This window comes from Pelagibius marinus (genome assembly GCF_014925385.1).
In the GTDB taxonomy this organism is placed as follows: Bacteria; Pseudomonadota; Alphaproteobacteria; order Kiloniellales; family Kiloniellaceae; genus Pelagibius; species Pelagibius marinus.
Window position 1 is genome coordinate 293,978 of record NZ_JACSDK010000014.1, and the last position, 22,089, is coordinate 316,066.

At 66.5% G+C, this 22,089-nt stretch carries 18 protein-coding genes; 8 read left to right on the forward strand and 10 right to left on the reverse strand.

Annotated features, from left to right (window positions below):
* Nucleotides 1-33: 33 nt before the first annotated feature.
* From H7X47_RS17405 to H7X47_RS17445, 9 genes are all read right to left on the reverse strand, one after another.
* Entirely contained in the window at nucleotides 34-597 is a 564-nt protein-coding gene (locus H7X47_RS17405; RefSeq protein WP_193369982.1) for a hypothetical protein, read from the reverse strand.
* A gap of 283 nt (nucleotides 598-880) precedes the next feature.
* Nucleotides 881-1,732 (reverse strand): ABC transporter permease, encoded by an 852-nt coding sequence (locus tag H7X47_RS17410; RefSeq protein ID WP_193369983.1) that lies wholly within the window; start codon nucleotides 1,730-1,732, stop codon nucleotides 881-883.
* Between the two features lie 6 nt (nucleotides 1,733-1,738).
* Complete coding sequence (locus H7X47_RS17415) at nucleotides 1,739-3,004, reverse strand: ABC transporter permease (protein ID WP_227010562.1); 1,266 nt, start codon at nucleotides 3,002-3,004, stop codon at nucleotides 1,739-1,741.
* 108 nt (nucleotides 3,005-3,112) lie between these two features.
* A complete protein-coding gene (locus H7X47_RS17420; protein ID WP_193369984.1) occupies nucleotides 3,113-4,204 on the reverse strand; it encodes an ABC transporter substrate-binding protein in 1,092 nt (363 codons plus the stop codon).
* 127 nt (nucleotides 4,205-4,331) lie between these two features.
* Nucleotides 4,332-5,429, reverse strand: a complete 1,098-nt coding sequence (locus tag H7X47_RS17425; protein WP_193369985.1) for an ABC transporter ATP-binding protein — start codon at nucleotides 5,427-5,429, stop codon at nucleotides 4,332-4,334.
* 214 nt (nucleotides 5,430-5,643) lie between these two features.
* Nucleotides 5,644-6,999 carry an extracellular solute-binding protein gene (locus H7X47_RS17430; RefSeq protein ID WP_193369986.1) on the reverse strand — a complete coding sequence of 452 codons (1,356 nt, stop codon included), beginning with the start codon at nucleotides 6,997-6,999 and terminating at the stop codon, nucleotides 5,644-5,646.
* A 170-nt stretch (nucleotides 7,000-7,169) separates the two neighbouring features.
* Nucleotides 7,170-8,381 carry a 5-aminolevulinate synthase gene (gene hemA, locus H7X47_RS17435; RefSeq protein WP_193369987.1) on the reverse strand — a complete coding sequence of 404 codons (1,212 nt, stop codon included), beginning with the start codon at nucleotides 8,379-8,381 and terminating at the stop codon, nucleotides 7,170-7,172.
* 238 nt (nucleotides 8,382-8,619) lie between these two features.
* Nucleotides 8,620-10,011, reverse strand: a complete 1,392-nt coding sequence (locus H7X47_RS17440; protein WP_193369988.1) for an aspartate aminotransferase family protein — start codon at nucleotides 10,009-10,011, stop codon at nucleotides 8,620-8,622.
* 136 nt (nucleotides 10,012-10,147) lie between these two features.
* The gene (locus H7X47_RS17445; protein ID WP_193369989.1) at nucleotides 10,148-10,741 is read right to left on the reverse strand and encodes an NAD(P)H-dependent oxidoreductase; all 594 of its coding nucleotides are present in this window, start codon (nucleotides 10,739-10,741) and stop codon (nucleotides 10,148-10,150) included.
* A gap of 146 nt (nucleotides 10,742-10,887) precedes the next feature.
* On the opposite strand from H7X47_RS17445, the gene dapB reads away from it, so the two are divergent.
* On the forward strand, nucleotides 10,888-11,685 hold the full coding sequence (dapB, locus tag H7X47_RS17450) for a 4-hydroxy-tetrahydrodipicolinate reductase (protein ID WP_193369990.1): 798 nt from the start codon (nucleotides 10,888-10,890) through the stop codon (nucleotides 11,683-11,685).
* A 270-nt stretch (nucleotides 11,686-11,955) separates the two neighbouring features.
* Here the strand turns inward: dapB and H7X47_RS17455 are convergent, their stop codons facing one another.
* Entirely contained in the window at nucleotides 11,956-13,821 is a 1,866-nt protein-coding gene (locus H7X47_RS17455; RefSeq protein ID WP_193369991.1) for an ABC transporter ATP-binding protein, read from the reverse strand.
* A gap of 200 nt (nucleotides 13,822-14,021) precedes the next feature.
* Here H7X47_RS17455 and H7X47_RS17460 point away from each other — a divergent pair, with 200 nt between their 5' ends.
* The 7 genes from H7X47_RS17460 (at nucleotide 14,022) to H7X47_RS17490 (ending at nucleotide 22,067) form a co-directional block, all read left to right on the forward strand.
* Nucleotides 14,022-14,786: a DUF2927 domain-containing protein gene (locus H7X47_RS17460; RefSeq protein ID WP_193369992.1), complete on the forward strand. Its 765-nt coding sequence runs from the start codon at nucleotides 14,022-14,024 to the stop codon at nucleotides 14,784-14,786.
* A gap of 72 nt (nucleotides 14,787-14,858) precedes the next feature.
* On the forward strand, nucleotides 14,859-16,088 hold the full coding sequence (locus H7X47_RS17465) for a metal-dependent hydrolase family protein (RefSeq protein WP_193369993.1): 1,230 nt from the start codon (nucleotides 14,859-14,861) through the stop codon (nucleotides 16,086-16,088).
* A gap of 262 nt (nucleotides 16,089-16,350) precedes the next feature.
* Nucleotides 16,351-17,898 (forward strand): ABC transporter substrate-binding protein, encoded by a 1,548-nt coding sequence (locus tag H7X47_RS17470; protein WP_193369994.1) that lies wholly within the window; start codon nucleotides 16,351-16,353, stop codon nucleotides 17,896-17,898.
* Nucleotides 17,899-17,992: 94 nt separating this feature from the next.
* Complete coding sequence (locus H7X47_RS17475; RefSeq protein ID WP_193369995.1) at nucleotides 17,993-19,018, forward strand: ABC transporter permease; 1,026 nt, start codon at nucleotides 17,993-17,995, stop codon at nucleotides 19,016-19,018.
* Nucleotides 19,019-19,028: 10 nt separating this feature from the next.
* On the forward strand, nucleotides 19,029-19,997 hold the full coding sequence (locus H7X47_RS17480; RefSeq protein ID WP_193369996.1) for an ABC transporter permease: 969 nt from the start codon (nucleotides 19,029-19,031) through the stop codon (nucleotides 19,995-19,997).
* Nucleotides 19,998-20,002: 5 nt separating this feature from the next.
* Nucleotides 20,003-21,010: an ABC transporter ATP-binding protein gene (locus H7X47_RS17485; protein WP_193369997.1), complete on the forward strand. Its 1,008-nt coding sequence runs from the start codon at nucleotides 20,003-20,005 to the stop codon at nucleotides 21,008-21,010.
* Nucleotides 21,003-22,067, forward strand: a complete 1,065-nt coding sequence (locus tag H7X47_RS17490; protein WP_193369998.1) for an ABC transporter ATP-binding protein — start codon at nucleotides 21,003-21,005, stop codon at nucleotides 22,065-22,067. The genes H7X47_RS17485 and H7X47_RS17490 overlap by 8 nt, the downstream gene beginning before the upstream one ends.
* The last annotated feature ends 22 nt before the right edge of the window (nucleotides 22,068-22,089 follow it).

Below are 22,089 nucleotides of genomic sequence, written 5' to 3' on the forward strand. Positions count from 1 at the left end.
CAGGATATCGTCTTGAGAGAGGTCGGGCCCGGCTCAGGCCAGGCTGTCGCGCAGCTTGGCGGTCCAGTCCAGGCGTGCCCGGGACTGGGCGATTTCCAGATCCAGCCAGTCGTGAAGATGGCCGGCCTCGACGTCATGGTGCTGGCGCAGATCGGTCAGGCGGGCCAGCTCGCGCTCGCAGATGTCGTGCAGCAGCTCCGCCTGGACGCGCTGGTCGGCAGGCTCCATCAGGTGAAGGAAGCGCATCTTCAGGGCGACGATCAGCTTGTTGAGGTCGCTGATCTGCGGGCGCACGTTGGCCGACAGCAGGCGCAGCAGCTCGGCGCGGCCCTGTTCGGTGACCGTCAGCAACTGGTTCTCGGCTTCGGGATCGTCTTCCGGCAGATCGGGCGCGCCGCCGTCGTTCTGCACCAGCCCCTCGACTTTCAGCACTTCCAGGGGGGCGCCCACCAAATCCAGCGAGGGGCCCACGATGCGCCCGGTGAAATGCCGCACCTCGCGCGCCAGCTCGGCATAGCTCCTCGGCTTGCTGGCCAGGATACCCAGGGCCAGCAGCCGTACGGCCTCGCTGGGGATCAGGGTGTTGTCGCGATACATGGCGGGCAGTTCCGGTTGGTGCCTGCGGGACCTGAGATGTGGTGCGATTCCCGCGCCACGTCCAGGGCCCGGACTATAGGTGAGGCCAGGTTAATTGTCCACATAAACGCAAATGAGAGGCAATCGCAACTATAGGACGGTTGGCTTTGGGAAGACAGTGCCGATTTGTGCGCGAAGCAGGGCGCGGAAAAGCTTGCCCGGGCGCTCCCGTCTGGGAGGCCCGGGCAAGGGCGGCGCGGTCGTGCGCGGCGGGAGGGGGCTCTCGCCTTTACGGCGCCCTGCTTTACTGGGGGGTCATGCCGCGCAGGCGCTCGGAGCGGCGGCGCAGCAGCTCGACCGACGTCAGCAGCAGGATGGAGATCGTCACCAGGATGGTGGCGACCGCCAGGATGGTCGGGCTGATCTGCTCACGCAGGCCGGAGAACATCTGCAAGGGGATGGTGCGCTGATCGAAGTCGGCCAGGAAGAGCACCACCACGACCTCGTCGAAGGAGGTGATGAAGGCGAAGAGGCCGCCGGAGATCACGCCCGGCAGGATCAGCGGCATGATGACCTTGAAGAATACTGTCGGCGGTGCGGCGCCCAGGTTCTGGGCCGCGCGGATCAGGCTTTGGTCGAAGCCGACCAGGGTGGCCGTGACGGTGATCACCACGAAGGGGGTGCCCAGCGCCGTGTGCGCCAGGATGATGCCCAGGTGCGTCTGGGCCAGACCGACGTTGGTGTAGAAGAAGAACATGCCGGTGGCCGAGATGATCAGCGGCACGATCATCGGCGAGATCAGCGCGCCCATGATCGCCGCCTTGTACGGCGTGTAGGGCTTGCTCAAGCCCAGCGCGGCCAGGGTGCCGAGCACCGTCGAGAGGATCGTGGAGAAGATCGCGATGATGAAGCTGTTCTGCAGGGAATGGATCCACTGCGGATTGTTCACGAAGTCCTTGTACCAGCGCAGCGAATAGCCGGCCGGATCGAAGCTCAGCATCTCCGGCGTGAAGGTGAAGAAGGGCACCGAGTTGAAGGACAGCGGGATGATCACCAGGATCGGGATGATCAGGAACAGGAAGATCAGGCCGCAGACGAAGCGGTAGCCATAGTACCAGGCGATCTCTCCAGGGCCGGCGTAGGAAGGAAGTGCCATGATGTCTTACCCCAGCTTCATCTTGTCGACGCCGACAATGCGGTTATAGAGGAAATAGAGCGCGATCACCGTGGCCAGCAGAATGACGCCCAGCGCGGCGGCGAGGCCCCAGTTCAACGACTGCTGCATGTGATAGGCGATCTGGTTACTGATCAGCGTGCCCGACGTGCCGCCGACCAGGGCCGGCGTGATGTAGTAGCCGATGGCCAGAATGAAAACGAGGATGCTGCCGGCGCCGATGCCGGAGAGCGTCTGCGGCATGTAGATCCGCACGAAGGCGGTAAACTGGTTGGCGCCCAGCGAGCGCGCCGCGCGCATGTAGCTCGGCGGGATGGTCTTCATCACGCTGTAGAGGGGCAATACCATGAAAGGCAGCAGGATGTGCGTCATGGCGACGATTGTGCCGATCTTGTTGTAGACCAGCTGTGGTCTGGCGTCGTCGGAGAATACTCCTACCCAGACCAGCAGGTCGTTGAGCACCCCTTCGGATTGCAGCATCACGATCCAGGCGGTGGTCCGCACCAGCAGCGAGGTCCAGAAGGGCAGCAGCACCAGGATCATCAGCAGGTTGCTGTAGCGCAGTGGCAGGGTCGCCATCAGGTGGGCGATGGGATAGCCCAGCAGGATGGTCAGCCCGGTGATGAGGATGCTCATCCAGAAGGTGCGCAGGAAGAGGTCGACGTAGATCTGGCGGAAATCCGGCTGTGCCTCGATGTTGCCGTCCACGTCGAAGCGCATGTCGACGGCATTGAGGTAGTAGCCCATGGTGTAGGGCGAGCTCAGGCGCTTCAGCAGCTTCCAGGTCGCCGGATCGCTCCAGTCCTTGTTCGCCTTGATCAGGGCCTCCTGGTAGGGGCCTTCATCGACCGAGGCGATGCGCCGGGCGGTTCCCATGACGGTGCCGCGCATGCCGCTCAGTTCATAGTTCAGGCGCGTGGCGACCTTGCCGATGTCGCGGCTTTCACGTCCGGCCTTCATATCGGCGGCGAGCGCCGCGAAGGCTTCCTCGGGCGGCAGGCCCTCGCCGTCCCAGTCCGCCAGCGCGGCCACGGTGTTCGGCAGTACATCGGGGATCACCGAGTTGTCGACGCTGCGCAGCGACATGTCGATGATCGGGATGAGGAAGCTGAAAAGAATAAAGACGAAAAGCGGCGCGATCAGGGCCAAGGCCTTCAGTTTGTTGCGCCGCATGGCGCGTGCGATGGAAATCTTCAGCGGCGTACCATCCGCTGTCCGCATCAAATCGCCTTGGTCCAGGGTCGCTTCTGCCATGATCCGTCCGCTCTTCCTAGGTACGTTGGTTCTTTGGGAAACTCTTGCTCTTGGGCAGGAACAGAAAGGAAGAAGGGGACGGGCTGGGCCCGTCCCCTTCGTTCAACCTTACTGCTGCAGCCAGGCTTCGAACCGCTCGTTGAGTTCGTCGCGGTTGTCGGCCCACCACTGGAAGTCGGTCAGGAAGCCCTGATCGGCATACTTGGTCGGCATGTGCGGAGCCATGTCGATGCCGAGTTCGGCGTGCTTACCGACCAGCGGCAGCGAGGAGTTACGCGCCGGGCCGTAGGAGATGTACTTGGCCTGGTCGGCGAGGCGCTGCGTGTCCGTGGCGAACTTCACGAATTCCAGCACCTCGTCCTTGTGCTTGCCGCCCGAGGGGATGGCCCAGCCGTCGATGTCCAGCACCTGGCCGTCCCAGATGATGGCCAGCGGCTGCTTCTCTTCCTCGATTGCCGAGAAGAGGCGGCCGTTGTAGCCGGTGCCGAAGACCACTTCGCCGTCAGCCAGCAACTGAGCCGGCACGGCACCCTCGGTCCACCAGATCACCTCGTCCTTGATGGTGTCGAGCTTGGCGAAGGCGCGGTCGACGCCTTCCGGCGTGTCGAGCACTTCATAGACGTCCTTGGCCGGCACGCCGTCGGCGATCAGCGCCCATTCCAGGTTGTTGATCGGCGCCCGCTGCAGGGTCCGCTTGCCCGGGAACTTCTCCAGGTTGAAGACGTCCGCCATGGTCTTCGGCTGCTCGCCCTTGAAGGCGTCGGTGCGGTAGGCGAAGGCCGTCGAGTAAATGATCTGCGGAATGAAGCAGTCGGACAGCGTGCCTTCCAGGAAGTCCTTGCTCGGCGGGGTGCCGTCGGGCGCCTTGGCGAGCATTTCGTCATGATCGATTTCCATGAACAGGCCTTCGTCGCAGCCACGGATGGCGTCGGAGACAACCACGTCGACCAGATCCCAGGTGACGTTGCCGGCTTCAGACTGGGCGCGCACCTCGGCGAGACCACCGCTGTAGTCGATGGAGTTCAGGGTGACGTCGGAATTGGCCTTCATGTAAGGCTGGTGATAGGCCTTGAGCTGGCTGGCGGTGTAGGCACCGCCCCAGGAGACGACACCCAACTCCACGGCCTGAGCCGAGAAGGCAAATGCCATGGTGACGGCGCCGGCAAGGCCAACGGTCGTGTATCGCAAGGTATTCTTCATAGAAAGGTTCTCCCTGTTTTTGCTGCCGGGCGTGCCGGCTCTCTTGCAATGATCTGAGTCTAGCGCGCCGAACCGGCCTCGAATCGCCGGATAGCGACGCAAGACTCCATCAGAGCCCCAATCCGCCTCAGGAGGCGTCCAAGGCCCTGCAATCCTCCATGGCCCAACCCACGCGTACCGAGCCGCCTTCATCGATGATGGCATGGCCCTGCGCATTGGGGACTTTCACGACGAACTGATCGTTGCCGGCGAAATTGATCCGCGTACGGATGTGGTCGCCGAGATAGATCAGCTCCTCGACCTTGGCCTCGAAGGTGTTCGGATACTTGTCCTGCGGCGGGTTGATCAGCACCCGCTCGGGCCGCAGGGACAGCGTCGTTTTCTCGCCCTGGCCGGCGATGTTGACCGCCAGAGCCTCGACCGTGCCGCCGCTGTCGAGCTCAACGGTGCAACTGTTTCCGTTGGTGCCGGTGATGCGGCCGGTCAGGCGGTTGTTTTCGCCGATGAAGGCCGCCACGAAGGCGTTCTCGGGCTCTTCGTAGAGGGTCGGCGGCGTTGCCAGCTGCTGGATCACCCCATCGTCGAAGACAGCGATGCGGTTCGACATGGTCAGCGCCTCGGACTGGTCGTGCGTCACGTAGACGACCGACACGCCGAGGCTATCGTGGATGTGCTTGATCTCGAACTGCATCTCTTCGCGCAGGTTCTTGTCCAGCGCGCCCAGCGGTTCGTCCATCAGCACCAGTTCAGGTTCGAAGACCAGCGCGCGGGCGACCGCCACGCGCTGTTGCTGACCGCCGGAAAGCTGGGCGGGACGGCGGTTGCCGAAGCCGTCCAGGCGTACCATCGACAACGCCCGGTTGACCTTCTCTTCCGCCTCGGCCTTGCCCATGCGGCGGACCTGAAGCGGGAAGGCCAGGTTCTCCGCGATCGTCATGTGCGGGAACAAGGCGTAGTTCTGGAACACCATGCCGATGCCGCGTTTGTGCGGCGGCACGTTGTTGATGGGCTGGCCGTTCAGCAGAATCTCGCCATGGGTTGGGACCTCGAAGCCGGCCAGCATCATCAAGACCGTGGTCTTGCCGGAGCCGGATGGGCCGAGCATCGTCAGAAACTCGCCCCGTTGAACGTTTAGATTGAGGTCCTTAACGACCAGGGTTTCGCCGTCGTAGCTCTTTTGAACTCCGACGAACTGAACAATAAAATCCTCTTGTCCGCTATTCACTCGCGGTTTCTCCCTGCGCCCCCGAAGTTACCGTTAGTATTGCCACAATGCTCATTCGGGGAGCCTGTGGCCTACGGCTAATTTGTATTATGGGGCGAAGCCTAACCGATCATTTGGTGGGATGAAACCTTCAAAAATCACCGATGACCGCCATGGGCGGAATCCGGCGTCCACGGCGTTATTTTATCGGGAATCCGGTTATACCGCCGATATATCACCGCGCTAGCCACTTATTGAAGCGGTCGACCAGGGCCGGGCCCTCTTCGCGCCAGAAGAGAGCGTCGCTGCGCAGGGCCGTCTCCAGGTTCTCCGGCGTCGTCGGCAGGTAGGGCGCGATATCTATCTCGGCGTGGACGAAATCCCCCGTCAGGGGCGCCGATGAGCGACGCACCGGGCCATAGGGCAGCCAGCGGGTCTGGCTGGCCAGCGGCTGGGTGCTGGTGGCGAAGCGTATGAACTCCAGCGCCGCCTCCCGATGCGGGGCGCCGCTGAGGATCGCCCAGAGGTCGATATCCCAGAGCTGGTGATCCCAGATCAGTTCGATGGGGCGCTGGCGCACGGCGATATCGTTGAAGATCGGCGCGTTATAGGTGGAGGACATGACCACCTGGCCGCCGGTCAGCAGCTCGGCCGGCTCGTTAGCGTCCTGCCACCAGACGATGGCCTCCTTGATGGTGTCGAGCTTGGCCAGGGCGCGCTCGACCCCCGCCTCCGTGCGCAGCAGGTCGTAGACTTCGCCCGGCGCCACGCCGTCGGCCAGCAGCGCCCATTCCAGGTTGGCCATCGGCGTGCGGCGCAGGCCGCGCCCGCCCGGGAAAGTCTGCAGGTCGAAGAAGTCCGCCAGGCTGTCGGGGCGCAGGTCGTCGGCCAGCACCTCGCCCTCGCTGCCGCTGCGGGCGATCACCATGGACCAGGCGACCGAGCCGATGGCGCAGGGATGAATGGTGCCGGGCAGGAAGTCATCGCTGGCCGAGGTGCCGTCGGGCGCCGCCGGCAGCACGAAGCTCAGCCTCTCGAAAAGGCCCTCGTCGCAGCCCGTCTCGGCATCGGCCGGGTCCACGTCGACCACGTCCCAGGCGATCTCGCCGCCGGCCAACTGGCTGCGGATCTGGTCCAGGGTGCCGGCGTAGACCTTGTCGCTGATCGCGATCCCGGTGGCGCGGGTGAAGGGGCGGTAGATGGCCTCCTGCTGGCTCTTCGAATAGACGCCGCCCCAGGAGACTACCGTCAGGGGACCTTTCGCTTCGCTGTGCCCGCTGGGTTCGGCCGGGCTGGGCTTGGCGACCGGCGCCGGCTGGGTGGGTTCCTCGGCCGCTGCGGGATCGGCCCCGGCGGCGGGCGCGCCGCCGCCAGTGTCGCCTGCTGTTTCGTCGGACGGCTCCGTCGTGGCGCCGGCCTCAGTTCCGGCTTCGGTCTCCACCGTTGCCGGTTCCTCCGCGGCGCTTGCGGCGGGCGCCGGCGTGGCCGCGTCCTGCGCGCGGCCCCCGCCCGGCAGCATGACGCCCAACAGCGTCAGTACCAGCGCCGCCGCGGGCAGGCCGCCGGTGGCCCTTGTTCTGCCGTAAATCATGTGCAGCCTCTCCCCAGCTTCGGCGCCCCAGACAGGGCATCGCGGGAGCCGCCGCCCGCAGACTCGGCATCCCAGGCCCTAGCATTGCCCGGCGCGCGCGCGGGGGCAATGCCCCGCCGGCCCGGCGGCTGTAACAATTGTTGGTTGATCCGTGAGCCGGAAACGACCGGTCAGGCGGCGCGGCGCAGGTCCATGGCCTGCCAGATCTCGCAGAGGGCCGCTACCAGGCGGTCCATCTCGGCATCGCTGTGCAGCGGCGTCGGCGTCAGGCGCAGGCGCTCTGTGCCCCGCGGCACCGTCGGGTAGTTGATCGGCTGCACGTAGATGGCGTACTGCTCCATCAGGCGGTCGGTCACGGCCCGGCAGGCCACCGGATCGCCGACCAGGATCGGCACGATGTGGCTCTCCGAGGGCATGACCGGCAGGCCGGCCTCGGTCAGGCGGCGCTTCAGGGTCGCCGCGCGTTCCTGGTGGGCATCGCGCTCGGCCTGGCTGCGGCGCAGGTGGGAGACGCTGGCCAGCGCCCCCGCGGCCACCGCCGGCGGCAGCGAGGTGGTGAAGATGAAGCCGGAGGCGAAGGAGCGCACGAAGTCGCAGAGCGCCGCCGAGGCGGCGATGTAGCCGCCCATCACGCCGAAGGCCTTGCCGAGGGTGCCCTCGATCACCGTCAGGCGGTCCATCAGGCCCTCGCGCTCGGCGATACCGCCGCCGTGCGGGCCGTAGAGGCCGACGGCGTGGACTTCGTCCAGGTAGGTCATGGCGCCATGCCTTTCCGCCACGTCGCAGATCTCGGCGATGGGGGCGATGTCACCGTCCATGGAATAGACCGACTCGAAGGCCACCAGCTTGGCCGCGCCCGGGTCGGCGTCGCTCAGCAGGCGGTCCAGGTCGGCCGGGTCGTTGTGCCGGAAGATCGCCTTCTTGGCCTTGGAATAGCGGATGCCCTCGATCATCGAGGCATGGTTCAGCTCGTCGGAGAAGACATGACAGTTCGGCAGCCGCGCCGCCAGGGTGCCCAGCGCCGCCCAGTTGGAGACGTAGCCGGAGGTGAAGAGCAGGGCGGCCTGCTTGCCGTGCAGGGCGGCGAGTTCGCGCTCCAGCAGCACGTGGTAGTGATTGGTGCCGGAGATGTTGCGGGTCCCGCCGGCGCCGGCGCCGCAGGTGTCGATGGCCTCGTGCATGGCCGCCAGCACGCCCGGGTGCTGGCCCATGCCCAGGTAGTCGTTGGAGCACCACACGGTGACCGCATCCGTTCCCTGGGCGTTGTAGCATTTGGCATGCGGGAAATCGCCCGCCTGGCGCTCCAGCTCCGCGAAAACGCGGTAGCGGCCCTCGGCCTTGAGGCCGGCCATCTCCTGTGCAAAGAAACGCTCGAAATCCATGCTCTTAACGTCTTGAATTCGTTTCGTTTTTCCTCAAGCGCCGACCCGTCCGTCCGGCTCTGCCTAGCCTCTCGGGAAGCCAGGAAGGCCGCAGAATACCAGAAGCCGCAGGGTTTAAACCTGACTAAAATCAATCTGGCAGCTCCTCGGCCGCGTCAAATCGACACGTTTGCCTACGGCCGGCTTCAAAACCAATTAATTTCAGAGGCTTACGCGGCGCGGCGGCGCTGATCCTCCTTTAGGCCACCTTCCCCAGGCCCTGTTCGGCCGCCCAGGCCGCGGTTTCCTCCAGCGCCTTGCCGAAGGCGTCCAGCACCTCGTCGATCTCCGCCTCGGTGATGATCATCGGCGGGCAGCAGGCGATGCTGTCCCCCAGATTGCGGAAGATCACGCCGTGGGCCTGGGCCCGGCCGGCGAAGTAGGCGCCGACCTTGCCGACCGGCTCGAAGGGGGCCTTGGACGCCTTGTCGGCCACCAGTTCCACCGCGGCGATCAGGCCGATGCCGCGCACCTCGCCCACCAGCGGGTGGTCGGCGAAGCGGCGCAGGCCGTCCTGCAGGCGCGGGGCCACCGCGCGGACGTGGGCGACGATGTCGCGCTCCTCGTAGATCTTCAGGGTCTCCAGCGCCACGGCGGCGGAGACCGGGTGGGCGCTGTAGGTATAGCCGTGACCGAAGGAGCCCAGCTTGGCCGAGTTGTCGGCGATGGCCTGGTAGATGGCGTCCGACACCAGCACCGCGGAGATCGGCATGTAGGCGGAACTGAGTTGCTTGGCCATGGTCATCATGTCCGGCTGCAGGCCGAAGGTCTCGCAGCCGAAGAGGCTGCCGGTGCGCCCGAAGCCGGTGATGACCTCGTCGGCGATCAGCAGCACGTCGTACTTCTTCAGCACCGCCTGGATCTTCGCCCAATAGCCCTCCGGCGGCACGATGACGCCGCCGGCGCCCTGCAGCGGCTCGCCGATGAAGGCGGCCACGGTCTCGGGGCCTTCCTTGAGGATCAGCTCTTCCAGTTCGCGGGTCAGGCGGTCGGTGAAGTCGGCCTCGCTCTCGCCCGCTTCGGCGAAGCGGTAGTGGTGCGGGCAGCCGGTGTGGATAATGTTGGGGATGGGCACGTCGAAGTCGGTCTGCACGTAGGGCATGGCCGTCAGGCTGGCGGCGGCGATGGTGACGCCGTGGTAGCCCTTCACGCGGCTGATGACCTTCTTCTTTTCCGGCCGGCCGAGCGCGTTGTTGTAGTACCAGACCATCTTGACGGCGGTGTCGTTGGCCTCCGAGCCGGAGTTGGCGAAGAACACCTTGGTCAGCTGCGGCGGGGTGATCTGCACCACCTTCTCGGCCAGGTCGACCACCGGGGTCGCGGTCTTCTGGGCGAAGGAGTGGTAGTAGGGCAGCTTCGACATCTGTTTCGTCGCCGCGTCGACCAGGCGCTGCTCGCTGAAGCCCAGGCCCGCGCACCACAGCCCGGCCATGGCCTCCAGGTAGCGGTTGCCGTCCTCGTCGACCACGTAGACCCCGTCGCCGCGGTCGAGGATCAGCGAGCCTTCGTCCTCGTTCTTGCGGGCGTTGGTGTAGGGGTGCAGGTGATAGGCGATGTCACGGCTGGCCGCCGAGTTTGGCCGGACGCTCATGGGTGTTCTCCTAAAGAAAGACTCGCGCGGCAAGGCGCGCTGCCGCAGCCTAACCCCGCCCCCGGCGCGGGGCCAAGCTTTTGAGGCCGCATAGGCGGGCTGTGTGCCGCGCATGGGCAGCCGGCGCAGCAAGGCCTCATAGGCTGCGCGCCGCCCGTTCCACGCGCCCAAGGAAAGCCTCCCGCTGCGCGGCGCTGAGCTTTTCCGTCCCATAGCAGTTCAGCATGCGGAAGCGGGCCTGCCGGGCGCAGGCCCAGACGATGCCGCTCTTGATCTGCCGGCGCACCGGGTTGCGCATCACCAGCTCCGCCACCCACCAGGGCGAGCCCAAGGTGGTGACTGCGAGCACGCTGTCGAGTTTATCGAGGCGTGGTTCGATCTGTCCGTAGCCGGGGGTGTGGTCGAAGGCGACGCCGGGCTGGAAGACGCGATCGAACCAGCCTTTCAGGATCGCCGGCACATTGAACCACCACTGTGGGAAGACCAGCACCACCTTGTCGGCGGCCTGCAGGCGGTCGACGTAGGATGCAACGGCGCTGAGGTCGGCCGGCGGATGGTAGTAGGAATGGCGCTCGGCGGCGGTCAGCCGGGGATCGAAGCCCTCCTGGTAAAGGTCGAGGCGATCGACCTCATGGCCGCCGGCGGCCAGGGCGGTCTCGGCGCGATCGGCAATGGCCGCGCAAAAGCTCTCCGGCAGGGGATGGGCGAGCAGCAGGTGCACGCGGGCCATGGCGGTGGGACTCCTTGGCATTGGGCGCCGGCTTGGGGACCCGGCGCCGGGATGATAGAGATGGGGTCGGGACGCTTCTATAGCAGGCGGCGGCGCGGTGCAGCATCCATGGGCCGCGAAGGTGCCGGACAAAGGGAGAAAACGCGATGACCAAGATCTGCATGGCCGGGGTGACCGGCTGGACCGGCAGGGCGATCGCCGCCGGCATCCTGGACGCCGACGATCTGACGCTGACCGGCGCCCTGGCGCGCAAGACCGCCGGGCTGGACGTCGGAGACGCCCTGGACCGCGCGCCGACCGGCGTCGCCATCACCGCCGACGTGGGCGAAGCGCTGAGCGGTGCCGAGGTGCTGATCGACTACACCCACCCGGAGGCGGTGAAGGAGCACACCCGCGCGGCGATCCACCGCGGCATCTCGGTGGTCATCGGCACCTCGGGCCTCACCGCCACCGACTACGCGGAGATCGACAAGGATGCCAAGGCCGCCGGGGTCGGCGTGCTGGCGGCGGGCAACTTCTCGCTGACCGCCGCCCTGGTGCAGCACTTCGCCCTCATCGCCGCCCGGCACATCGGCCACTTCGAGGTCATCGACTACGCCAAGGCGGCCAAGCCCGACGCGCCCAGCGGCACCGCGCGGGAAATGGCCGAGCGCCTGGGCGACGTGCGCCAGCCCGAGCTCGGCTATCCGCTGGACCAGATCGGCGGCACGCCGGAGACCCGCGGCGGCACGGTCAACGGCGTGCAGGTCCATGCCCTGCGCCTGCCCAGCTACACCGCTTCGGTGGAGGCGCTCTTCGCGGTGCCCGGCGCGCGCATGACGCTGCGCCACGACGCCGGCGAGACCGCGGCACCCTACGTCGAGGGAACGCTCGCCGCCGCGCGCAGGGTGCGCGAGGTGAAGGGCCTGGTGCGCGGGCTCGACCAGCTGCTGTTTGCCGATTGAATTCGCACGACGCTTACACATCGCCAGCAGAAACAGTTTATTCCCGGCAAACACAAAGCTGTCGTCCCGGGACTTGTTCCCGGGACCCAATGCCCGAGCCACCACAAAGGCCGTCCCACAATGAGGTGCGGCGCTTGCGGCTCGCGGGGATGCGATGATGGCACGGGATCGCCACGCACCAATGCCAATGGGTCCCGGGGCCAAGCCCCGGGACGACAATGGTGTGCGCTTCGCCGCGGCGAGACTGCAGAGTCGGGGATTATGGAGGCGCTAGGACGCCTTGAGCGCCGCCGCCGCGGCCGCGGCCTCGTCGACGCCGATGAAGCCGCCGGACTGGCGCTCCCAGAGCTGGGCGTAGAGGCCGCCCTGGGCCAGCAGTTCGGCGTGGCTGCCCTGCTCGACGATGTGGCCCTTGTCCATGACCACCAGGCGGTCCATGGCGGCGATGGTGCTGAGCCGGTGGGCGATGGCGATCACCGTCTTGCCGCGCATGAGGTGCTGAAGCTGGCTCTGGATCGCCGCCTCGACTTCCGAGTCCAGCGCCGAGGTGGCCTCGTCCAGCACCAGGATCGGCGCATCCTTCAGGATCACCCGGGCGATGGCGATGCGCTGGCGCTGGCCGCCGGAGAGCTTCACCCCGCGTTCGCCGACGTGGGCGTCGTAGCCGCGCCGCCCCTTGAGGTCGCGCAGATCGGGAATGAAGCTGGTGGCCTCGGCCAGCTCGGCGGCGCGCATCATTTCCTCTTCGCTGGCCTGCGGGCGGCCGTAGACGATGTTGTCGCGAATCGAGCGGTGCAGCAGCGCGGTGTCCTGGGTCACCATGGCGATCTGCGCACGCAGGCTGGACTGGGTCACCTGGGCGATGTCCTGCCCGTCGATGAGGATGCGCCCGCTCTCCAGGTCATAAAAGCGCAGCAGCAGGTTGACCAGCGTCGACTTGCCGGCGCCCGAGCGGCCGACGATGCCGACCTTCTCGCCGGGCCTGACGGTCAGCGACAGCTTGTCGATGACGCCGCCTTCCTGGCCGTAGTGGAAGCCGATGTCTTCGAAGCGCACCTCGCCGGCGGTCACGTTCAGGGCCGGCGCGCCTTGCCGGTCGGTCACCTCGTAGGGCTGGGAGATGGTCTCGATGCCGTTCTGCACCGTGCCGATGCTCTCGAAGAGGTGGGTGATGGTGCGCAGGATCCAGCCGGACATCTGGGTCAGGCGGATGATCAGGCCGATGGCCACGGCAATGGCGCCGACCGAGATGCTGGCGTCCATCCACAGCACCACGGCCTGGGCGGTGACCGCCAGGATCAGCACCGTGTTGAGCAGCGTCAATGTCACCGTCATCACGAAGATGGCGCGCATCAGCCGGCGGAAGGCGTTGGTGTGGCGGCCGATCACCTCGGCGACGAAGGAGTCCTCGCGCTCGGTGTGGGCGAAGAGCTTCACCGACTGGATGTTGGTGTAGCTGTCGACCACGCGGCCGGTGAGCGCCGAGTTGGCTTCCGAGACCGCGGCGGACTTGCGCCGGACCGGCGGCACCATGAAGTAGATGACGGCGCCGTAGGCGGCGATCCAGACCAGCACCGGGACCAGCATGCGCCAGTCGATGCCGGCGAAGAGCGCCAGGGTGCCGAAGAGGTAGATGGCCAGGAACCACACGCCGTCGATGACGTTGACCACCGCCTCGCGCACCGCGTGGCCGGTCTGCATGACCTTCTGGGCGATGCGCCCGGCGAAGTCGTTCTGGAAGTAGGTGAGGCTCTGGCGCAGCACGTAGCGGTGGTTCAGCCAGCGCACCCGGTTGGTCAGGCCCGGCACGATGGCCAGGTTGATCAGCCCGCGCGAGGCCAGGGTCGCCGCGGGGCGCAGCAGCAGGGCGACGACGGCCATGCCGATCAGCGCCCAGCCGTGGTCGGCCAGGAAGCTCTCCGGCGCGCCTTCGCTGATCCAGTCGACCAGCACGCCGAGGAAGGCGTAAAGCGCCAGCTCGGCGCCGGCGGCGATGCCGGAAATCACCAGGGTGACGAGCAGCAGCCAGCGGATCGGCCCCAGGAAATGCCAGAAGAAGGCCGCGGTCGACTTGGGCGGCCGCGTGACCTTGGAGGGGGCGAGGGGGTCGAAAAGGCGCTCGAAGAAGGCGTACATGCGGTTCTGGCTGCAGCTCGCTCGAAAAGTGGTGATCGGGTGGACAGGCTATATCTGGGGGCTCGGCCGGCGCGAGGCAATCACGCGGCGGCTTTTACGTCGGCAATAGTAACAGCTAAGCTGTCGGAAAGCCGTGCAAATCGGGCAGGGCGGCTGCCCGCCGCGGCGGCGCCGGAGCGGAAATTGTCAGGAGAGCGGTTATGGGGATGCGGAAAACCGGCGGCGGATTGGCGATGGCGGCGGCATTGCTCCTGACAGCCTGCGCGGCCCCCGCGCCGCCGCCCGACCCGGCTGAAGAAGCCCTGCTCAGCGATTTCCACCGGCTCGCTTACGGGACCGAGCGCCCCGGCCGCGACCACCTGGCCAAGTGGGAGATCCCGATCCGCGCCGCTTTCGTCGGGGAATCGGAGGAGGCCTACCGGGAGGAGGCCCGGCGGCACCTGGCCGACCTCGGCGCGTTGACCGGCCTGGAGATCACCGAGGCCGCGGCGGGCGAGGCGAACCTGCTCATCTTCTTCGCCGACGACCCCTTCGCCGCGGCGCGCCGCCACCGTTCCCTCTACGCCCATCGGATCTTCGATACCCGCAGCTTCGACGATCTCATCGCCCGCATGGAGCAGAGCGCCACCTGCTTCGGCCTGCTGTGGGGCGGCTGGCCCAGCGGCCGCGGCATCGACTTCAGCGTGGTCTTCATCCGCACCGGCCTAGGCGCGCGCACCGTGAAGGGCTGCCTGGTTCAGGAGACGGCGGAAGTCCTGGGCCCGAGATTCGGCCTCGACCCGGACGCGGACTCGGTGTTCAGCGATTCCGGGAAGCAGGTGGAACTCACAGACCAGGACCGCCTGATGATCCGTCTGCTCTACGACCCGCGCCTGAAGCCCGGCATGAGCTGGGCCGAGGCCGAGCCTCTGGCCCGCGCGGCGCTGCGGGAGCTGCGCAACGGGACCGCGGCGGCCGGCGGGTGATTCCCGGTTTGCAGTCCGACCGCCGCCGCATAGCATAATGCGGCGAGGGGTGGACGAAGGAACCTGCGACAGATGATCCTGTTCGAGAACTGCCGGCTGTTCGACGGCCTGGGGAGCGAGCTGCTGGACGGCCGCCACGTGCTGGTCGAGGGCGAGCGCATCAAGGAAGTTTCCGACACGCCGATCAAGGCAAGCGGCGCCGAGGTCTTCGACCTGAAGGGCCGCACTCTCATGCCCGGCCTCATCGACGCGCACTTTCACGCCATGGCGGCGGAGCCGGACTTCGTGAAGATGGAGGACCTGCCGCGCTCCTTCCTGCACCAGCACGCCCGCCACCTGCTGGAGGCGGCGCTCAAGCGCGGCTTTACCACGGTGCGTGACGCCGGCGGCGCCGACTACGGCCTCGCCATGGCGATCAAGGCCGGGCTCATCGAGGGGCCGCGGCTGTTCTATTCCGGGCGCGCGCTGACACAGACCGGCGGCCATGCGGACTTCCGTTCGCTGGAGGCCGGGCACGGCGACTTCTGCTTCTGCAGCCAGAGCGGCCCCATCTTCGGCGTCATCGCTGACGGCGTGCCGGCGGTGCGCAAGGCCGCGCGCGAGGAGCTGCGCAAGGGCGCGACGCAGATCAAGATCATGGCCTCGGGCGGCGTGTCCTCGCCCAGCGATCCGATCTGGAACCTGCAGTATTCGGAGGAAGAGATCCGGGCCATCGTCTGGGAGGCTGAGTCCTGGCGCACCTACGTCATGGCCCACGCCTACACGCCGGAGGCCATCGCCCGCTGCGTCGCCTTCGGGGTGCGCTCCATCGAGCACGCCAACCTGATCGACGCCGAGACCGCCGCGGCCTGCGCGGCGGCGGGCGCCTTTGTGGTGCCCACCCTGGTGACCTACGAGGCGCTGGAGCGCGACGGGCCGGAGCTGGGCCTGCCGCCGGTCAGCATCGAGAAGCTGAAGGTGGTGCGCGAGGCCGGCGTGCAGTCGCTGGAGATCCTCAAGGCCGCCGGCGTCGCGGTCGGCTTCGGCACCGACCTGCTGGGCGCCATGCAGTCCCACCAGTCGGGCGAGTTCTCGATTCGCGCCGAGGCTCTCTCGGCAGATGAGATTCTGCGCTCCGCCACCTCTGTCAATGCGGCCCTCCTGAACGCGGAGGGCGACCTCGGCGTCGTCGCACCCGGCGCCTTCGCGGACCTGCTGGTGGTCGACGGCGATCCCCTGGCGGACCTTGGTCTCCTGCAAAACCAGGGCGCGCATCTGCCGGTAATTGTGAAGGGCGGACGCTTCATCAAGCAGGGCCTCTAAGACTTAAATACCTACAGCTAGAAGGGGTAAACGCCCAGCAAGCCGCTTGTTTTCCGGAAGCGGCTCGTAATAGGCTAAGTTGGTTACAAACAAGATCCAAGACCTCATTAGAGGTTGTAACGCAAACGGACAAATCAACGCGCACTTATCATTTGTGCGCAACTTTGACGAACAGGGGGGTGCAGCGATGTTTCTGCGAATTGGGTTCACTTCGGGACGCGGTTTCTTCGCTGCAACGCTGATAGCCGGCTTTCTGGCGGCTATGGCTCTTCCCGGCGTCAAGACCGCCGAGGCCAAGCCCTTCAAGTGGGCTTTCCAGGGCGACGTGCAGACCGTCGATCCGCATGGGCTGTTCGAGACCTTCACCCTGGGCTTCCAGCTGAACTTCTATGAAGGCCTGGTCTCGCGCTCCGCGGATCTGGAACTGCAGCCGGGACTGGCGACCTCCTGGGAGAACGTCGAACCGACGGTCTGGCGCTTCACCCTGCGCCAGGGGGTGACCTTTCACAACGGCAGCACCTTCAACGCCGACGACGTGATCTTCTCCGTCCAGCGCATCAATACCGAAGGCTCGGACATGAAGGTCATCGCGGGCCTGATCAAGGACGCGGTGAAGGTCGACGACTACACCGTCGATCTGGTGACGGAGCAGCCCGACCCCATCCTGCCGCTGCAGCTCGAGATCTTCATGATCATGGACAAGGAATGGTCCGAAGAGCACGGCACGACGCAGGCCACCAACGTCAAGGGCGACGACCAGGGCAACTATGCGAACCTCCACGCGAACGGGACCGGCCCTTTCATGGTGGTCGAGCGCCAGCCGGATGTGCGCACCGTGCTGAAGGCGAATCCGAACTGGTGGGGCGAGACCAAGAGCAACGTCACCGAGGCGACCTTCACGCCCATCAGCCAGGACGCGACCCGCGTGGCGGCGCTGATCTCCGGCGACGTCGACATGGCCTATCCGGTGCCGGTGCAGGACTGGAAGCGTCTGGAAGGCGCGGCGGGGGTCAGCCCCCTGACCGGGCCGGAGGCGCGCACCATCTTCCTGGGCTTCGACCAGGCGCGCGACGAGCTGCTCTATTCCAACGTCAAGGGCAAGAACCCCTTCAAGGATCAGCGCGTGCGCCAGGCCTTCTACCAGGCCATCGATATCGAGGCGATCAAGTCCAAGATCATGCGCGGCGCCTCGACCCCCAGCAACCTGATGATCGCCCCGCAGATCAACGGTTTCAATCCGGCGCTCAACAAACGCCTGCCCTACGACGTCGACACGGCCAAGGGCCTGCTTTCGGAGGCCGGCTATCCCGAGGGCTTCGAGGTAACCATGGACTGTCCCAACGACCGCTACGTGAACGACGAGCGGATCTGCCAGGCGGTAGCCTCCATGCTGGCGCGCATCGGGGTCAAGGTGGACCTGCTGGCGCAGACCAAGTCGAAATACTTCGGCAAGGTTCTGGCCCAGAACGATTACGACACCAGCTTTTTCCTGCTGGGCTGGACGCCCTCGACCTTTGACGCCCACAATGCCATCTCCTCGCTGATGTCCTGCCGGGTGGATGGCAAGGGCGCCTTCAATCTGGGCGGCTACTGCAACGAACGGGTGACCGAGCTGGCCGACCTGATCCAGGTGGAGACCGACCCGGAGAAGCGCCAGGCGCTGATCGACGAGGCCAACAAGATCCACTCCGAGGAGGTCGGGCACATCCCGCTGCACCAGCAGCCGCTGTCCTGGGGCGTCAGCGACGGCGTGACCGTTGCCCAGCGCCCGGACAACATGTTCCATCTGCGGCACGTGACGGTGAAGTAGACGAGATGCTATGAAGAGGGCCCGGGCAGGTTGTCCGGGCCCTTTTTGATTCGCTCTTTCCGGGCGCCTGTTTCAGGGATCGAAGTAGCAACGCATGATCGCCTTCGTCGTCCGACGGCTCTTACAATCGATTGGGGTGATGCTGGCGGTCGGCCTCATTGCCTTCTCGCTCTTCAACTACGTCGGTGATCCCATCAACAACATGGTGGGGCAGGACACGACCCTGGAGCAGCGCCAGGAGCTGCGTGAGCGCCTGGGCCTGGATGACCCCTTCTTCGTGCAGTACGGGCGCTTCCTGGTGAACGCGGTGCAGGGCGACTTCGGCATCTCCTACCGCCACCGCCGCCCGGTGGCGGACCTGATCACCGAGCGGGTGCCGGCGACCCTGGAGCTGTCCTTCATCGCCGCCGTTCTGGCGCTTTTCATCGGCGTGCCCATGGGGGTCTATACCGGGCTGCACCGGCGCGGGGCGCTGTCACAGGTCTTCCTCAGCGTTTCGCTGGTCGGTGTTTCGCTGCCGACCTTCCTGATCGGCATCCTGCTTATCCTGGTCTTTGGGGTCATGTCGCAGGACATCAACGCCGCGGTCGGCTTCTACCTGGTTCCGCAGCTGCCGACCTTCGGGCGCGGCGACACGGTGCAGCTCGGCTGGTGGTCTACCGGCTTCCTCACCAAGTCCGGCCTCCTGGCCCTCATCCTGCCGTCGATCACCCTGGCGCTGTTCCAGATGACGCTGATCATGCGCCTGGTGCGCTCTGAAATGCTGGAGGTGCTGCGCACCGATTACATCAAGTTCGCCCGCGCCCGCGGCCTGACCAACCGCGCCGTCAACTTTGGCCATGCCTTGAAGAATACCCTGGTGCCCGTGATCACCATCACCGGCCTGCAGCTCGGCTCCATCATCGCCTTCTCGCTGATCACCGAACAGGTCTTCCAGTGGCCGGGCATGGGCCTGCTGTTCATCCAGGCGATCAACGAGGTCGATATCCCGGTCATGGCCTCTTACCTCATGATGATCGGCTTCTTCTTCGTCTTCATCAATCTCGTCGTCGACCTGCTCTACTACGTCGTCGATCCCCGCCTGCGCGCCGACAAGGCCGTCTCCGGCGGGCATCAGTAGGAGAGGGCAGATGGCTGTCGGCGAAAATCAGCAAGCAGGCGTGCGAAGAGGCTTCGCCACGCACCTCGCGGACGGCGTCCGGCGCTTCTTTCACGGTGACCTTTGGCACTCCTTTACCCGTTCGCCGGTAGTGATGGTCTCCGCCGTCATTACCGTGGTGTTCGTCGCCTCTGCGATCTTCGCGCCCCTGGTGGCGCCCTATGACCCCTTCGACCTGGCCTCCATCGACCTGCTCGACTCCGAGATACCGCCGATCTGGATAGAGGGCGGCGACCCGCGCTTCCTGCTGGGCACCGACGACCAGGGTCGTGGCATTCTCTCGACCATGATCTACGGCGCGCGCATTTCGCTCGGCGTCGGTTTCGCCTCGGTGCTCTTCGCCATGGTGCTGGGGGTCGGCCTCGGTCTGCTGAGCGGCTATCTCGGCGGCACAGTGGATGCGATCATCATGCGCATCGCCGACGTGCAGCTCACTTTCCCGGCCATTCTCATCGCCCTGCTGATCGACGGGCTTTCGCGCACCGTGCTGCCACGCGACCTGCACGGCGAGATCTGGTTCTACGTGCTGGTGCTCGCCATCGGCTTGTCGTTCTGGGTGCAGTACGCGCGCACCGTGCGCGGCTCGGCCATGGTCGAGCGCAGCAAGGAATACGTCCAGGCCGCCCAGGTTATCGGCATTCCGCCGCTGCTCATCATGCTGCGCCATGTGCTGCCCAACGTCATGGGGCCGGTGCTGGTGATCGCCACCATCAACCTCGCCATCGCGGTGATCACCGAGGCGACGCTGTCCTTCCTGGGCGTCGGCGTGCCGCCGACCTCGCCCTCGCTGGGCACGCTGATCCGCGTCGGCAACGATTTCCTCTTCTCCGGCTCCTGGTGGATCACCATCTTTCCCGGCGCCGCGCTCGCCATCCTGGTGCTGGCCGTCAACCTGCTGGGCGACTGGCTGCGCGACGCCCTGAACCCCAAGCTGCGGTGACGGGCATGAGCCGGACCGGAACCAACCAGCCGCTGCTCCAGGTCGAGAACCTGCGCGTGGAGATTCCCGGGCGGCGCGGCACCCTGGTCGCCGTCGACGACATCTCCTTTGCCATCGGCGAGGGCGAGGTGCTGGGCGTGGTCGGCGAGTCCGGCGCCGGCAAGTCGCTGACCGGGGCCGCCGTCATCGGCCTGCTGGAGCCGCCCTGCCGCATCGCCGGCGGACAGATCCTCTTCGACAGCCGGCGCATCGACAACCTGCCTTACGAGAAGCTGCGCCGCATCCGCGGGCGCCACATCGGCATGGTCTTTCAGGACCCGCTGACCTCGCTGAACCCGCTCTACACCGTCGGGCGGCAGCTCACCGAAACCATCCTCACCCACAGCGACCTCAGCGAGAAGGGCGCGCGCAAGCGCGCCCTCGAACTGCTGCAGGAAGTCGGCATCCCGGCGGCCGAGCGCCGCATCGACCAGTACCCGCACGAGTTCTCCGGCGGCATGCGCCAGCGGGTGGTCATCGCGCTGGCGCTCTGCGCCAGCCCGCGCCTCATCATCGCCGACGAGCCGACGACCGCGCTGGACGTCTCGATCCAGGCGCAGATCATCACGCTGCTGAAGCGGCTGTGCCGAGATCACGGAGCCGCGGTTATGCTGGTGACCCACGACATGGGCGTGATCGCCGAGACCGCCGACCGGGTCGCGGTGATGTACGCCGGGCGCATCGTCGAGATCGGCCCGGTGGCCGACGTGGTGCTGCGTGCGCGGCATCCCTATACCGAGGGCCTCATGGGCTCGATCCCTCTGGTTGGTCACGATGTCGATCGCTTGACCCAGATCGACGGCGCCATGCCGCGCCTCAACGCGATCCCCGCCGGCTGCGCCTTCAATCCGCGCTGTCCCAAGGCCTTCGAGCGCTGCCGGCAGGCGCGCCCGGAGCTGGAAACCGTCGAGGCGACGGAAGCGGCCTGCTGGCTCTACGAGGAAGCGCCGGAACGGAGCGGCACCGATGGCTGAGGCGCGCCCTGTGCAGGCGGTGGACGACGTCCTGGTCGAGGTCGAGGGCCTCGCCAAGCTCTTCGACGTTTCGCCGCCCTTGCTGAACCGGCTGCTGCAGGGCCAGAAGCGCGTCCTGCTGACGGCGGTCGACGATGTCTCCTTCAAGATTCCGCGCGGCAAGACCTTCAGCCTGGTCGGCGAGTCCGGCTGCGGCAAGTCCACGGTGGCGCGCCTGGTGGTCGGGCTGCACGCCGCCACGCGCGGCCGGATCCTCTTCGAGGGCGCCGACATGGCGGGCGTCACCGAGCGCGCCGAGGCGGCCGCCTTGCGCAAGCGCCTGCAGATGATTTTCCAGGACCCCTATGCCAGCCTCAATCCGCGCTGGCGCGTATCCGACATCATCGCCGAGCCGATCCGCGCCCATAAGCTCATTGACGGACGCCGCGCCATCGCCGCGCGGGTCGGCGAACTGCTGGAACAGGTAGGGCTCGCGGCGGCCGACGGCGAGAAGTTCCCGCACGAGTTCTCCGGCGGCCAGCGCCAGCGCATCTCCATCGCCCGCGCGCTGGCCAGCAACCCGGAGTTCCTGGTCTGCGACGAGCCGACCTCGGCGCTCGACGTCTCGGTGCAGGCGCAGATCCTGAACTTGATGAAGGCGCTGCAGCGCGAACTGGGCCTGACCTACCTCTTCATCAGCCACGACCTGGCCGTGGTCTATCACATCTCCGACTACGTCGGCGTCATGTACCTGGGCCGCCTGGTGGAATGGGGTGAGGCCAAGGCCCTGTTCCGCCGCCCGCAGCATCCCTATACGCGCATGCTGCTGGACGCCATCCCGGACCTGGAGATGACCGGCCGCCCGCGCATTCCCGTGGCCGGCGAGGTGCCGAGCCCCATCGCGCCGCCCAGCGGCTGCCACTTCCACCCGCGCTGTCCCTTCGCCGAGGAGCGCTGCCGCCGCGAGGCGCCGCAGCCCTTGGCGACGGCGGCGGGTGAGGTATCCTGCCACGCGGTGGCCGAGGGCCGCCTGCCGGAGGTGGAGCGGGCGGCCCCGCCCGCCGCGACCGAAACCTGAACACAAGCGCCTGTAGGAGAGT